The sequence below is a fragment of the Leptothoe spongobia TAU-MAC 1115 genome, assembly GCF_018739885.1.
In the GTDB taxonomy this organism is placed as follows: Bacteria; Cyanobacteriota; Cyanobacteriia; order Phormidesmidales; family Phormidesmidaceae; genus Leptothoe; species Leptothoe spongobia.
Window position 1 is genome coordinate 137,018 of the sequence record NZ_JADOES010000004.1, and the last position, 13,780, is coordinate 150,797.

At 47.6% G+C, this 13,780-nt stretch carries 10 protein-coding genes; 6 read left to right on the plus strand and 4 right to left on the minus strand.

Annotation, left to right across the window (positions count from 1 at the left end; all coding sequences use genetic code 11):
- Positions 1-87 precede the first annotated feature (87 nt).
- From IXB50_RS03400 to IXB50_RS03425, 6 genes are all read left to right on the plus strand, one after another.
- Positions 88-465, plus strand: a complete 378-nt coding sequence (locus IXB50_RS03400; RefSeq protein WP_246564061.1) for a HetP family heterocyst commitment protein — start codon at positions 88-90, stop codon at positions 463-465.
- 741 nt (positions 466-1,206) lie between these two features.
- Complete coding sequence (locus IXB50_RS03405) at positions 1,207-2,043, plus strand: PEP-CTERM sorting domain-containing protein (RefSeq protein ID WP_215607532.1); 837 nt, start codon at positions 1,207-1,209, stop codon at positions 2,041-2,043.
- Between the two features lie 348 nt (positions 2,044-2,391).
- Positions 2,392-2,934 carry a zinc ribbon domain-containing protein gene (locus tag IXB50_RS03410; RefSeq protein ID WP_215607533.1) on the plus strand — a complete coding sequence of 181 codons (543 nt, stop codon included), beginning with the start codon at positions 2,392-2,394 and terminating at the stop codon, positions 2,932-2,934.
- A gap of 106 nt (positions 2,935-3,040) precedes the next feature.
- Positions 3,041-4,477 carry a circularly permuted type 2 ATP-grasp protein gene (locus IXB50_RS03415; RefSeq protein WP_215607534.1) on the plus strand — a complete coding sequence of 479 codons (1,437 nt, stop codon included), beginning with the start codon at positions 3,041-3,043 and terminating at the stop codon, positions 4,475-4,477.
- Positions 4,478-4,725: 248 nt separating this feature from the next.
- Positions 4,726-5,676, plus strand: coding sequence for an alpha-E domain-containing protein (locus tag IXB50_RS03420; RefSeq protein ID WP_215607535.1), 951 nt, complete (start codon positions 4,726-4,728; stop codon positions 5,674-5,676).
- Between the two features lie 76 nt (positions 5,677-5,752).
- A complete protein-coding gene (locus IXB50_RS03425; RefSeq protein WP_215607536.1) occupies positions 5,753-6,610 on the plus strand; it encodes a transglutaminase family protein in 858 nt (285 codons plus the stop codon).
- Between the two features lie 402 nt (positions 6,611-7,012).
- On the opposite strand, the gene IXB50_RS03430 is transcribed toward IXB50_RS03425, so the two are convergent.
- From IXB50_RS03430 to IXB50_RS03445, 4 genes are all read right to left on the minus strand, one after another.
- The gene (locus tag IXB50_RS03430) at positions 7,013-8,854 is read right to left on the minus strand and encodes a contractile injection system tape measure protein (RefSeq protein WP_215607537.1); all 1,842 of its coding nucleotides are present in this window, start codon (positions 8,852-8,854) and stop codon (positions 7,013-7,015) included.
- Positions 8,855-8,882: 28 nt separating this feature from the next.
- Entirely contained in the window at positions 8,883-11,603 is a 2,721-nt protein-coding gene (locus tag IXB50_RS03435; RefSeq protein WP_215607538.1) for a hypothetical protein, read from the minus strand.
- Positions 11,604-11,641: 38 nt separating this feature from the next.
- Positions 11,642-11,881 carry a ParB/RepB/Spo0J family partition protein gene (locus IXB50_RS03440; RefSeq protein ID WP_215607539.1) on the minus strand — a complete coding sequence of 80 codons (240 nt, stop codon included), beginning with the start codon at positions 11,879-11,881 and terminating at the stop codon, positions 11,642-11,644.
- Between the two features lie 65 nt (positions 11,882-11,946).
- Positions 11,947-13,749 carry a phage tail protein gene (locus tag IXB50_RS03445; RefSeq protein WP_215607540.1) on the minus strand — a complete coding sequence of 601 codons (1,803 nt, stop codon included), beginning with the start codon at positions 13,747-13,749 and terminating at the stop codon, positions 11,947-11,949.
- Positions 13,750-13,780 lie beyond the last annotated feature (31 nt).

Genomic DNA, 13,780 nt, shown 5'->3' on the forward strand with positions numbered 1-13,780 from the left:
CAGATCCTAGAACCCACCTGAATCACAACATATATATAAAGGAAAGATAACATCATGGTGTGTAATACCGAAATACTAAAGGCCTCTATGAGTGAGGACGAATTAGCCATCATTATTGATGCAATCTTAAATGGGAAATATTCCTGGGCCTGTGTCCTAATCCTTAAAAATGCTGGCTATGAGCCTGGACATTACATCCCCTATCGAACCCTTAACAGGTTAATTAAGGAAAATGGTTTTCCTAATTGCGCATCTTCAAATCAAGGCCAGGATAGAAAATCGCATCCCCGTCGGTCAACCAAGCGGGAGGCTAATCATGCTTCTGCTAGAAGAATCAGAGACCTAAACTACATGGATCTTTCTGTAAATGATGCCAAGAAGGTTAAGGGAGGTCACTTTGCTGCATGGACTAATACCCAAGCTGAAATTGATTCTATGAGCGGCCGTTCAGCATGGGCATTTTAGTTATTGCAGAATGCAAATGAAGCGAAAACTAACCATAGAGCTTAGCCTCCTATTGGGTTAAGCTTTATGGTTAGTCAGTGGGCAATTCTATAATTGATACAATAAAACCGATATATACCTAGGTGAGCGGCTTAATTTTGCCACTTCTTTATTAGACATATCCAGTTATTTACAATCAATTTACTCTTCTGAGTATTGAAAGAATTAGGATAATTATAGTACAGATATAGATCGAGATAACTTCTAAAAATCAGGGCATTACTTTGTGAAACCCATATGGATAAAGTAGTCGATTTTGCGATGGCTACTTGTCATCTGCCCCTGCTGTCATCTACCCCTGCTGTATGAGTGTCAAGATATCTCTTGCCCCTAGGGTGTTTGATTCGTGTGTTTTCCTGACAAGAGATTTCTAGCGTATTAATTTGTTCATCGTCAACCCATTAGAGTTAAGTCAGTGGGAGGTTTCTAGACGATAGAAACTCTCCACAGCCCAGGCTAACAATGTAGTCATCCTCAGTATATAGACTTGTTGTTAGTCAGTGAGGGTGTCTAAATCCAGGTGTTTTACCTATTCCAAGTTTTTTGTTGGGTTAAAAATAGGTGAAATAGGTACCTATTGGCTTGTTGATATTTTAGCACGTCTACATGCTGGCACCCCTGAAGAGTTCTCTCTTTAGGTTGGTGAAACTTTGCCTTACTAAATTTCAAATGCCACGTGGACAAAGTTGTTCCATGAAAACCATGAAAAATTTTTCAAAGCTAACTATAGCCGTTTCATCGAGTCTTTTCGGTGCCCTGACGGTAATGCTTCCGAGTGAAGCAGCTACATTTGCATCCTCAAGTAGTTCATTCTTTTTTAGTGATTTTTCTCAATCACCTGATGCTGTCTTAACAGATACTGATTCAGATGTTTCTGTAACTTCTTCTGGAGAAGGAACAGCATTTACTGATACAGATGCAGAAGCTTTCTTCAGCCAAGATCCAGATTCAGCCTTTGCTTTCAATGAGGTTTTTAGTGAAGTCTTTGGAGAAGGGGCAAATTACTCAGGTACGGCTGAAAGTGAGGCTTCTGTTCTAGGCCAATTTGAGGTCTCGGCAAATACGATTTTTAGTTTTGATTTTCTCGCGTCTCTGGATCTATTGACTTTTGTTGACGATCCTGCTTCTGAACAAGCACAAGCCACTGGTGGTATTATCTTTGCCTTACTGGATGAAGCTGAAACTGTTTTAACAAGCTTTGAATTGTTTGGCAATCTAGACACACCTGGTGATGAAGATGTGTTATTAGTTGACTCCACACCTGATGTTGATTGGACCATCGATGATTCCATTTTCCTCAGTGGTCCAGATGAATTAGAGGAAACTGCATCTATTGTTGTGTCAGGAGGCTTTAGTAAGTCTTTTACAACTCCCCAACAGCTAACTCTAGTAGAGTTTAAGACAAGTGACACATTTGTATCGCAGGAACCTGCTGACCCAAATCCTGCCCAAACACCTGAACCTGGCAGCTTAATTGCCCTGGCGGCCCTTGGCGGCGTAGCGTTTTCACGGAAACGGGTCAAAGCTAAGACTGCTTGATAGAAACAGACTATACAAGTAACAGAAAATAATAGCTTTGCATTGGAAATACAGGTTAATGTGTTCCTAATGCAAAGTTTTTTAGGTTAATCGCATCGAGTAAGAATCTGATACTGATGTCGAAGTTCAGCCAAACGCTCAGCCTGAACTGTACGGGTACCCAGGGTGAATTCACCAATTAGCCCATAGTAGACCATTTGCATATGGTGTTACCAAGGTTTCAAGGCATTAAAGCACTCTACTATGCAGTATTAAGAAAATCTGTCGTTTCTTCACACTGCATAGCTAAGAGCCATCATGGTAGATAGTGTTGCCAATCGATAGAGGTGCCGCTCTGGCAAAATTACCATGGTCTATGTCTGTGAACTCAATCCTGGTCACCATATCTATTTAGATAATCAGGGAAATCAAACTATTGTTACGACAACGCTAGGTATGCCGGGGCAACAGCAGCAGGCCAGCAACAGCATGACCACCGGTCCATGGACAGCGCCACCAGAAGCCTACCAAACCGCTGACGGTGCTGTATTGAAACTGTTTACAGCCCAGGGAGAAATCTGCATTTATATCCAGAACAACAATGTGAGCTTGATGGGGGAGGTACCCTCTATGGCTGGGGCACAGCGGCTATCAGTGCAGCAAACAACTACTGTACCAACGGCGACCATGCCCCCTATGCAGCCCATGCAGCCCATGCAGCCCATGACCATGGGCAATATGCAAATGACGATGAATCCAATGGAAATGCGGATGGGAAATATGGAGCTGAAAATGGAGTCTACTGGCCAGACTCCCCAACCTGCAGCAACGCGACAATTCTGCAGTCAGTGTGGTAATAAGGTCGCTCCTGAAGATCGCTTTTGCTCTAGCTGTGGCCATGCTCTGAGCTAATTGATTAATAAGGTATTAATTTTTTGTCATATGTATGGACTTTTACAATTCACGGTCCCGATAACAGCTACTTAGTGTAATAGAACACACTTTGGGAATGTGACCAGTGTTTAACACCTACGACCCCGGCGACTTTTATGATGAACTGTTTGTCAGTCGTGGCGTGCCTCGGCCAGAAGCAGAACTGTTGGTGAAGCGTATTAGTAACATTTCCATTGATGAGCTGATGCTACGGCAGCAGATGGCTCAAAATATGTTGTTTAAGCTCGGGGTAACATTTAACGTTTACAGTGATAACCAAGGAACAGAGCGGATCTTTCCGTTTGATGTGGTGCCCCGTGTGGTGCCCAGTGATGAGTGGCGGTGGTTGGAACGGGGGCTGAAACAACGGATTGAGGCGCTAAATTGTTTCTTGGATGATATCTATAACGACCAAAAGATTATCCAGGATGGGATTATTTCCCGAGAGGTGATTGAGTCTGCCACTGGTTTTCTAGAACCCTGTGTGGGATTAAAACCGCCCAAGGGAATTTGGTGTCATATTACGGGTACCGATCTGGTGCGCGATCGCAACGGCAATTGGTACGTGCTTGAAGACAATCTCCGCTGTCCCTCTGGAGTCTCCTATGTCTTAGAAAACAGACGAGTGATGAAGGGCGCGTTTCCAGCTCTGTTTGAGGCCCTCAACATAAATCCGGTAGATGCCTATCCCAGTCAGCTGTTGGCCTCTCTACTACATTTAGCTCCAGACGGTGTGCCCGAGCCACAGGTGGTGCTGTTATCCCCTGGCATTTACAACTCTGCCTATTTTGAGCATTCATTCCTGGCACAGCAAATGGGGATTGAGTTGGTGGAAGGTCGAGATTTGGTGGTGGCCGACGGATACCTGCAAATGAAGACCACCAAAGGTCTGCAGCGAGTGGATGTGATCTACCGTCGCATTGACGATGATTTTCTAGATCCGCTTACATTCCGCGCTGATTCACTCCTGGGGGTGCCGGGACTGATGGGGGTATATCGCCAGGGACGAGTTGCGATCGCAAATGCCCCCGGTACCGGTGTCGCCGATGACAAAATGATCTACAGCTATGTCCCCGACATGGTGCGCTACTACCTGGACGAAGAGCAGATCATTCCCAATGTCCCCACCTACCTCTGTGAAAACTCCCAGCAGCAAGACTACGTACTCGGGCATTTAGACGAGCTAGTGGTCAAAGCCACCAATGCCTCCGGTGGTTATGGCATGCTGGTGGGTCCCCATGCTAGTGCTCCAGAGCGCGATGCCTTTGCTGACCAGATTAAGGCAAACCCTAGGGGCTATATTGCCCAGCCTACGCTCTGTCTCTCGCGGGTACCGGCGTTGATTAACAGTGAGTTTCAAGGCTGTCATGTGGATCTGCGGCCATTTATTTTGAATGGAGAAGACATCTATGTAAATCCGGGTGGGTTGACGCGGGTGGCCTTAAGGAAAGGATCCTTGGTGGTGAACTCATCCCAGGGAGGGGGGAGTAAGGATACCTGGGTTGTGGCGGCAGCGAATTAAGCAAGAATTTTGCACCATGGATTTCTTTACAGACTTTGAGTTTAGACATGTGATAGTCTCTGTCCCCCTTGGGAAGGGGGACTATAGGGGGTCTTCGACCGATGGCGCTATCGGTTCAGACCCCTCCGCCTCCGGCACCTCCGCCTTCGGCACCTTCCCTTCTAAAGGTGAGGATAGATATACAATCCCTTCCTAGTAAAGAATCTATTTCTCTTGTTTGCTCAAAACTACTTTAAAGAACTTGCCCCATGCTAAGCCGCGTTGCCAATTCAATTTACTGGATTAACCGCTATGTCGAACGAGCCGAAAACGTATCTCGATTCGTAGAAGTAAACTTACATCTGTTGCTGGATGCCCCTGTGGGCACGATGCAACAGTGGGAGCCGTTGGTGGTTACCACAGGCGATCAGAAGATCTTCCAAGATCGCTATGGCGAAGCCACCGCTGAGAATGTGTTGAAGTTTCTCACCTTTGACTCAGATTATCCCAATTCTATTCGCTCCTGTGTAAAGGCGGCCAGGGAGAATGCCCGTTCAGTCCGGGAGATTATCTCGTCAGAAATGTGGGAACAGCTAAATGAGTTTTACCTCAGAGTAGAAGATGCCGCTAAGTCTACCGATATTACTAATCTCTATGCGTTTTACCCTGAAGTGAAAACAGCGAGTCATCTGTTTGCTGGGGTGATGGATGCCACCATGTCCCACAATGAAGGTTGGCATTTTGGTCGGTTAGGACGTTTTTTGGAACGGGCGGACAAAACAGCACGGATTTTGGATGTAAAGTACTTTATTCTGCTACCGTCAGCGGCGGCGGTGGGCAGTCCCTTGGACAATCTGCAGTGGATTGCTCTGTTGCGTTCTGCCAGTGCCTATGAGATGTATCGCAAGTGTGAGCATATGCTTAATCCTAGGGGTGTGGTGGACTTTCTGGTGCTGCATCCAGAGTTTCCTCGCTCAATTCGCTGTTGCATTTTGCAGGCGGAGCAGTCGCTACACAAAATCTCGGGCACCCCTGGGGGGAGCTGGCGGTTGAGTAGTGAGCGGCGGTTGGGTAAGTTGCGATCGCACCTCGAATACATCACCCTAGAAGAGATTTTTGAAACCGGTCTCCATGAATTTTTAGACGGTCTCCAGGATGACCTCAACCATGTCGGTAGCGCCATCACCGAAAACTTCTTCGGGCTACCGGTACCGGCCTAATTGTTCTTAGGTAGGTACAAGACCAGCCCCTTCCGCCTTCCGCCTTCTGCCCATCCCCCCATCCCCCCTTCCTGCCGTGCGCTACTGCATTGTCCATCACACCCGATATCAATATGCTGAACCTGTTCAGCTAGGGACCCATATACTCAGACTGCAACCTCGTGTAGACGGTAGTCAACGACTGCATTACTTTGCCTGTGAGATTTCGCCCACCCCCCGCAAATCCATTGATTGGCTAGACCTGGAGGGAAACGTCTGTCGTCAGGTATGGTTTCCTGACACCGATGTCACCACCTTGACCATGGCCACCCAGTGCGATGTAGAAACCCTACGTTCCAATCCCTTTGACTATTTGTCTCCTGAGTGGGCCATTACAGCCCCATTGGACTATCCTCAATCAGTGCAGCGGTTGGTGACCCCTTATTTAAACTCTCTCCATGCTGACAGCCCGGCGGTGATCGACTGGGCGCAACAACTGTTGCACCAGGCTGACGGTAATGTGGGTATGTTTCTGACCAGTCTTAACCAGGCCATTTATAAAGGCTATACCTATGAAGTCCGTCACCATGGCCCACCGTGGTCCGCTGGGGTAGTGCTAGCTGAACAGCGAGGCACCTGCCGCGATTTTACGGTACTGTTTATGGCGGCTTGTCGATCGGTGGGACTAGCAGCACGGTTTGTGAGTGGTTATCAGCGGGGGGATGCGGACCAGACCAGCCATGAACTGCATGCCTGGCCTGAGGTGTATGTGCCTGGTGGTGGCTGGCGTGGGTTTGATCCGACGTTGGGGTTGGCGGTGGCGGATGGTCATATTGCCTTGGCGGCGACGGTGGATCCGGTGCAGGCGGCGGCGGTGACTGGTAAGTTGCAGGTGGGGCATTTTAGCCAGAGTATGCTGGAGGCAGATATTCAGTTAAAAGTGTTGGAAGAGTAGTTTTTGGAGTAATCCACCCCGCAGAGGTTCCGAGGTGCAGGGTTGTTTCGTGTTTACCAGAGAAAATCTGTAAGACTTATTACTTCGTTCATACTTAATTGAGATATGATCGGAGGGAACCAAAACCGGTTGCTTGGGGTCCCTCCGAGTTCCCCAAACCCCCATGGCTAGGGCCGGGAGGCCGCCCTAGGACCCAGCCTACTGGGTTGTCCCCAATTGCATAAATAGGGGGTACGGCGGGGTCGATTAATCAGGTTATCGCGTTGTTGTTTGGCACGGCCCATCTCCACGTAGAGCATGCCTTTTCTCGAATGAGCTTTCAATGCCTTCAGATTTTCTGTCCACACAATGAAACAGCCCTGCGTAGAGGCTCCGAGGTGGGGATCAGTTATCGAATTGAATTTACCATTCCACATATAGAATTTCGGACATCCAGGGTAGTTTAACAACCCGAATACTCCAGGGTAGTTGATCGAGCAGGATATCATGGGTCTCCCGCTCGGCCTGTAGTAGCCAGTTGTGATTGTGGCGTCTAAGAATACCGGCTCTTTGTAAAAAGCCTCGTCTCAATCCGTCAGGTGTGGTACTTTTCAGTGCTGACCAATTGTGAATCACAGCTGCGAGCAGACTATTACACTCAGTTTGTTCTAGTTCAGTCATGTCTAAATGAGCTGCAATGGGGTCCAGGAGGTCCAATCCACAAAGCAGTTTGTTAAGAGGTAGCAAATGCTCAGGATTTGCGGTGGAATCATCAGCTAAATATTGGAGTAAGAGAACAGCTCGTTCGGCGGCCTGAGGATCAATAAATTGATTGGATTGAACTAGATTGAGGGTTTCAAAAAGACGAGTGAGAAAAGGCCAGAGTAAGATTAAACCAGCATTTTGGATATAGAGTTCTTCGGAGTCACTGAAGGGAGTAATGGGATCATTGAAGGGGACAGATGGGTGAGAGGATGCAGAGGGGACAGAGGGGGCAAAGGTTTTGGCTGAGAGGGGTTGGGGCGAGATGGATTGTAAAAATGATTTGATTTGATTGATTAAGGGGCGATAGGTAAAGGATGCCTGGGTCTCTAGTTCAGTGACTAGGGTGGTTATGTCAGTGAGTGAATTTGTAGAGGGGGTATCTGAAGGGGCTGAACGTAGGTCGTTGAATTGATCTAAGAGAGCATCGAGTTTCTCTTGTAGGGATGACGAGATGGATGATTTGTTGTTGAGAGATTTTAGCTTATTTAAGAGGTTGTACAGATTTTCGATGGCTGCATGGGTAATAATAGGGGGTACAGCTGTTTGGAGATGGGCTTCGAGTACAGCTGGTAACTCACTCTCCAAGCGAACGTCATCATCGCGCAGACGCTCCATCCCCTGTCGCAATTGTTGAAAGAATGTTGGCACATTGATGTGAAAACTGATGGCTAACTGTAGCAGATGATTCCGAATGGCTACATTTGCATTGATGCCAGTGTTAGGACTTAGAGATAGCGTCCCAAAGATCTCTTGCCAAAGCTTGAGGCGAAATTGTCGGGGAGGAATCTCTCGTAGGTGATTTACTTGAGACCTTAAAGTCTGCAGGTCTCGGCAATAAGGCTGGATCCATGTAAAACCACCAGGAACCATTAAGTCTACGATGTTGACCAGCGTTTTATCAGTAAACTGATAGATTAGGCGTTGCAGTGGTTTGGCCTGCTTGAGTTGAGCCTGAAGTAACGCTTTGAGGGCAACAGGGGATGTCCTGCGCAGCTGTTCGTAGCAATCTTCCAGGGCCACTGAGCTTAAGCTGTTGCACCACCAGGGTAAAAGCCCGGTTTGCAAGAAGTAGCTGAGTAGTTCAAGTTGAGCTGTGGTGGGATTTGTAGGCGGTGGTGGTTTAGCCTGTTGCATCCTAGCGTTAGGTGGGATGCTGGCTCTGTGGACAGCTGGAGTGGGTGCCGCTGGAGTGGATGCCGGATAGCGACTCAGTTGTTGAGCTAATTGTTGAGCCAATTGTTGAGTCAATTGCTCTTTAACTTTCTCGATAAAGTCTGTTTCAAGGGTTTGTCGGTCAATCTCACCCAGATCAATGTGGAGGGTATCGATGCGGAGTAGGGTATCGGGAGTACTAATCTGGTTACAATAAGCTTCGATCAGAGGAATGATTTTGCTGCGATAGAGACTGCTGAGCTGGTTTTGCAACTCAAACGTTGGTATCTTAGACTGGACTTGCAAGTCCAGAATTTGCTGTTTGATAATGTGGCGTTGTTGAGCCATAGCGGTTGGACCACATTAAAATACGACATTAAAATACAACAAAGTCATCTCCGATGGCCATATAGCCCAACATGGCGGGAAAGTCTGGGATGGTACTGGTGCCTAACTGCAAGAGATTGAGTAGTCGATAGGTCACATCTCGACTGCCTATACCGGCTATAGCCGTGCCCGAGAGTTCCTGTAGTCGGAGATTGTAGGTGCTTTGAAACTCTTGCATGGTAGGAGCATCCAGCCAATGTAGGTGGATTGTAATGTGGGCTGGAGTTTCAGAAATGATGGTGTCGTGGAGCAACTGTCTGAAGTTTTTGTCTTGAAAGTGTTTGGGCCAGTCGGGGATGACTATACTAATCTGAAACGAGAAGGGATCTGTCGGTTGCTGACTACGGACCCAGCTACCGGTATCTGGGCCTGCGTCTGGATCGTCTTCTACATAGTCTGCCACGATATCAAAGGTGTCGGTGGTGGTGGCCGTCACCCGATAGTTGCCACTGTAATGGCTAGAGTAAAAAATAGTAATTGTTTCCCCAATCTTCAAACCATGGCTTGGTGGTGTGTGGTTGAAGCTAGTGGTGATTTTTTGTACCAGGTCACTTTTGGTTTGTTCAGGAATGGGGGCACGGGTTGCCGCTTGCGCCTCTGTGATAAATCCAGCCGTTTCTAATTCTTGTACCAGGATGGCATCGGGGGCAAAGCCATGGTTGTCAGCAACATTGACGGTGTCAACAACTTTGTTCCCAGTTCGGTTAAAAATACGGGCATAGTAGGTATCGTCAATCTGAGCGACTACCACTAGGTTTGTCCCCGTGCTGGGGAGGTCATCGGTACTGTCCAGGGATAACAGGCTGAGGTCATAGGCCGGTGAAAAGCAGGTGACCCGGCCCTCAACGCTAGATGGGCTAAATGCCGTAATTGGCTGGGCGAAGCTTAAAAAGCCAGGTGTCTCATCTGGAGCATTACTAGTTTTGGGACGCAGTAGGATATGTTCCAGAATGAAAAAGCCTTCTTGCTGATCTGTGGAGAGAAATTGTTGGCTAGGGGGTAATCCGAGCAGGCGGCTAATGCGCCGCTTTAGGCCTGAAACATTGTCGGTGTTATCAGGCTTGGATGCGATCGCAACATTCACTGCCCGGCCCCGTCCCGCACTAATGGTCAGATAATCACTCAGAAAATCAACCTTTTTTTGAATCGTCGTCGCTGACAGTGCCGCTTCTGAAAACAGTAGAGAATCCCCTGGTGATTTCTCACTATAGTGGGCCATCAAATGGTTCAGTAGCCGGTTTTTACGCTCTAGAGCCGACGATTCATCTTCGTGGAGGCTCTCTAGACTTTGGGCATAGTCTGCCGCTAAAATTGCCTCTGCCCCAGGGTGGTGAGCAATGCTCTGGGCAAAGTAGGTGGTCAGGGCCGGATTATGAAAAGAGAACAGATCTTTGACATGGTCTAGCTGGGCAAAGGCATTGGCCAACAGCTGATCAAAAACCATCAAATAGGCCTGTAACTGTTTCGCCTGGGCTTTGCGCTCAGTATTGGCAGAGGGAGGTAACCCAATATCACCAATGCCATAGGTAAGAGGGAAATCATTTTGAATCGACTCATAGTCTGCCAGCTCGCGGTCTTCTCCTTTGGGAATCGGTAGGTCTAACGGCTGGTCAGTCTTGGAGGTAGTGGCACGATTTGCCTGGGATACAACCTTTAAGGCTCTTTTGACCCGTGCTTCGTTGAGAGTATAGGTGATTTGACCGTTATAGAAGGTAAAGTCCTGCAGAACCTTTTCGATGGACTTGATGCGGGGCGTCAGGTTGGGGTCTAGATCAAGCGCCCAAGCCTGGGGGGCAGGGGATTGATTACTGGCAATGGTGATTTGCCTTACGGCTTTGACATCGGCAATATCTAGAATGACATGGATAAAATCAGAAACATGGAGCTCTGTTTTGCGGTCAAACTGTTCCAGCTGCTCGGTATTGATAAATCCATGCGCTAGAGCAGGCCCTTCAAAAATGGTTTCTGGCGGTGCTCCTTGGGCCAGCAACTCCTTGAGGGAGAAAAAGTCAATGTCAGGGGAGATCAATCGATCCAACGCGACATAGATCTGTGCCATTAAGACATTAGGATCAACCCCGTCCTCAATCTCCAGTTCTGTCCGTACGGTAATTTCTTCGAGAGCTAATACTTTGATTTCAGCAAAATCTTCGCACAGGTTGCGCCGAGGATAGAGACGAGCTTTGGCGGTATCTATTAGAGATTGGGCATCGGCGTAGTTAGGGTCTTGTTCAATCAAGACACGGTACAGCCCCTTCAGCTTGACCGGCTCAGTTAAGTCTGGTGTGGCGAAACTCAACTGGGAGTGGGTAGCATCGGTATATAGGGCTGGCTCAGGATTGTCTAAGGGTTCTAACCAGGCATTTTTTACGCCGTGGATATCGATTAGTAGCTTGCGATAGTCATTGATGGTGAGGGGGTTGACCGTGAGAATCTCTCGGGCGGTAAAAAACTGCTGACGACCTTCTAAGGGAGCATCTGCCGGGTAGGCCAGCAGGTCCTCCATATCAAACGACAGACGATAGCTGAGATCGGTGATGGCATAGCACAGATTTTCCAGGATCGTAATGCCTGGATCGTGGGCATTGTAGTCGGTCCAGAGATCTCCGGCCAACTTAGCAATGTGATCAATGCCCGCTTGCCGAAGCAAGGCATAGTTCATGCCAGGATGCACTGGCGGAGCACTGGAGATAGTGGGAGATTCAACCATGGGTACTTGCTATGCGAATTGATCGTTTTCAGCGAGCCTTAGTCGTCGTCGGGGTTGACAACAACAACTCGCATGGTGGTTTTCCCTTGCTTAAGTGCAGTTCGATAGCGGTGGTGCCCATTCACGATATAAAAATTTTGGCCATGGGGTTCTACTTTAATGGGAGGTAGTTGATGCACATCTTCAACATCAAAGGTGGCTGTTTCTGATGCTTCTACCTTAGTGGGATTAACCTGGATTCTATCGATATTGACAGTTTGGATTTCACTCAGACTCATAATCTTATCTCCGTATTTGCCATTGTTAACTCAACAAGACCTCTCTCTAAATAGGATAATTTCTCCTACAGCTTCATAATGAAACATAGGGCATACCATTTCGGTCTGTTGAGACCTGAACTCGAACCACTATCAAACTGAGCAATATCCACTTTCCCACTATGGCTATGATTGCCTGATGATTGAGTTGTTGAAGTATCTATATTTTCACTTTTTACATCAATTCCAGTTTTATTACCGCTATCCAGGCTGCGATTGTACCAAGCATCAGGAAATTTATGGGTATGTGCTCCCGCATTGTTAATACTCAAGTTTGTACTCGGAGGGTTTACTTTATGGGTATGGGTATCTGGGTTGCCGTTATCACCAGGAGCATACGTTTTACTACCTGCTGCCACAACAAATCTATCTAGCAAGTTGGGTGTACCGTTCTTACCATTACACAATGCCCAACCATCTGGAATAGCATTTGTCGCACCATGCCACATCATAATTACCCCAGTGGGTATGGGGCTACCTTTGGTAGACGAAGACTTTTTACTGAGGATGGTGCCAGTGCCCAGCTTAACTGTGTCGTTATCATCATTCACCACGGCAACCAAGATCCAGTTACTAGGAGCCAAGAAACTTTGGGTATACTGAACAATTTGAAAGTCAACAGCATTTTCATTGCCCCCCACAGTATGAACGGCGTAGATCGCTTCCCAAACTTTCAACACAACTCCCTCTGCTGTCACTGAACGAGCTTTGCCATCATAGACATTGTCTTTGGGGATATCTTCTGTCGGCTGATAAATATTGAGATGTCCGCTGGAGAAGGATGTTGATCTTTCCATGGAAATGGCAATAAAACGCTGTGTCCATTTCAAGCGCCCGTTCGGTCCCCCCCAGGTAACCGTACCACCACCGCTTAGGGCAAATTGAGCTTTCATATAATCATTGGCTGCCCCAGTCATCACTCCTGTACCTGTATCCAAGGCTGAGCGAGGATCGTTGGTACCAATGCCAACATTGCCAGAAACAGTCAGCGTGCCCTCACCTTGACTAGAGGGAGCATAGCCAATGCCTAACTTATAGATAGCACTGCCTTTTGAGCCACCTGCTGTAAGCTGGCCCTTGACGATCAAATTGCTCTCTGCTGCTACATTTTGATAGTTCTTGGCACTAGCTTCACCCACTGTTAACGACTTACTGATTACGGTATCCCCCGCTAACGACAGTTTGCCTGTCCCTTTTGGGATAAATTGAATATCTTGATTTTCATTGCTACCAATCGCTGCGATGTGGGCATATCCAATGCCAATACCCTGGGTTTGGTTGTTGGCATAGAACGCGCCAATGTCTGGTGTTGTCTGATTGTGGCTTGACCTGACCCTAAGTTCACCCTGCTCTACTTGCAGTTTCCGTTCTGGAATATCAAGGCCAATGCCCACCTTGCCATCGGCATCAATCACCAGAGGAGTGGCATCGTTCACCTCATCGTCAATGCGCAAGGCTGCCTGGCTACCATCCTGGAGAATATGAAGTTTGGCTCTGGGGTTGTTGGTGCTGATGCCAACATTCCCTGTACCGCTGGCTACAAAGAGTTTACTAAGGCCTCCCGTGGAAAAATTTAAACCTGGATCAACGTCGGTAGGTTTTTGATTAATGCGCCAGGTGTGGGTATCATCCGCATAAAAATCCAACAGATTTTCCTCAGTCCCTTGGGCCATGATTTTCAGAGGAACATCTGCACCAGTGGGCTTTTCGATACCGTCATCATTGATATTGAGGACAGAATCGATAAAGTCTTGGAAGTTTTCACCCGAGGGTTTTGCCCCTGATTGAAATAGGGCATGGAGTTGGGTTCTGTTTTTTTTACCTGCCACTGTGACGCCTCCGATGACTTTTAATGGGTGT

Excerpts from the sequence above, each read along its gene's own strand:
- IXB50_RS03420 (WP_215607535.1), top strand. The coding sequence starts at position 4,726 with ATGCTAAGCCGCGTTGCCAATTCAATTTACTGGATTAACCGCTATGTC.
- IXB50_RS03400 (WP_246564061.1), top strand. The coding sequence starts at position 88 with ATGAGTGAGGACGAATTAGCCATCATTATTGATGCAATCTTAAATGGG.
- IXB50_RS03410 (WP_215607533.1), top strand. The coding sequence starts at position 2,392 with ATGGTCTATGTCTGTGAACTCAATCCTGGTCACCATATCTATTTAGAT.
- IXB50_RS03440 (WP_215607539.1), bottom strand. The coding sequence starts at position 11,881 with ATGAGTCTGAGTGAAATCCAAACTGTCAATATCGATAGAATCCAGGTT.
- IXB50_RS03405 (WP_215607532.1), top strand. The coding sequence starts at position 1,207 with ATGAAAAATTTTTCAAAGCTAACTATAGCCGTTTCATCGAGTCTTTTC.
- IXB50_RS03430 (WP_215607537.1), bottom strand. The coding sequence starts at position 8,854 with ATGGCTCAACAACGCCACATTATCAAACAGCAAATTCTGGACTTGCAA.
- IXB50_RS03435 (WP_215607538.1), bottom strand. The coding sequence starts at position 11,603 with ATGGTTGAATCTCCCACTATCTCCAGTGCTCCGCCAGTGCATCCTGGC.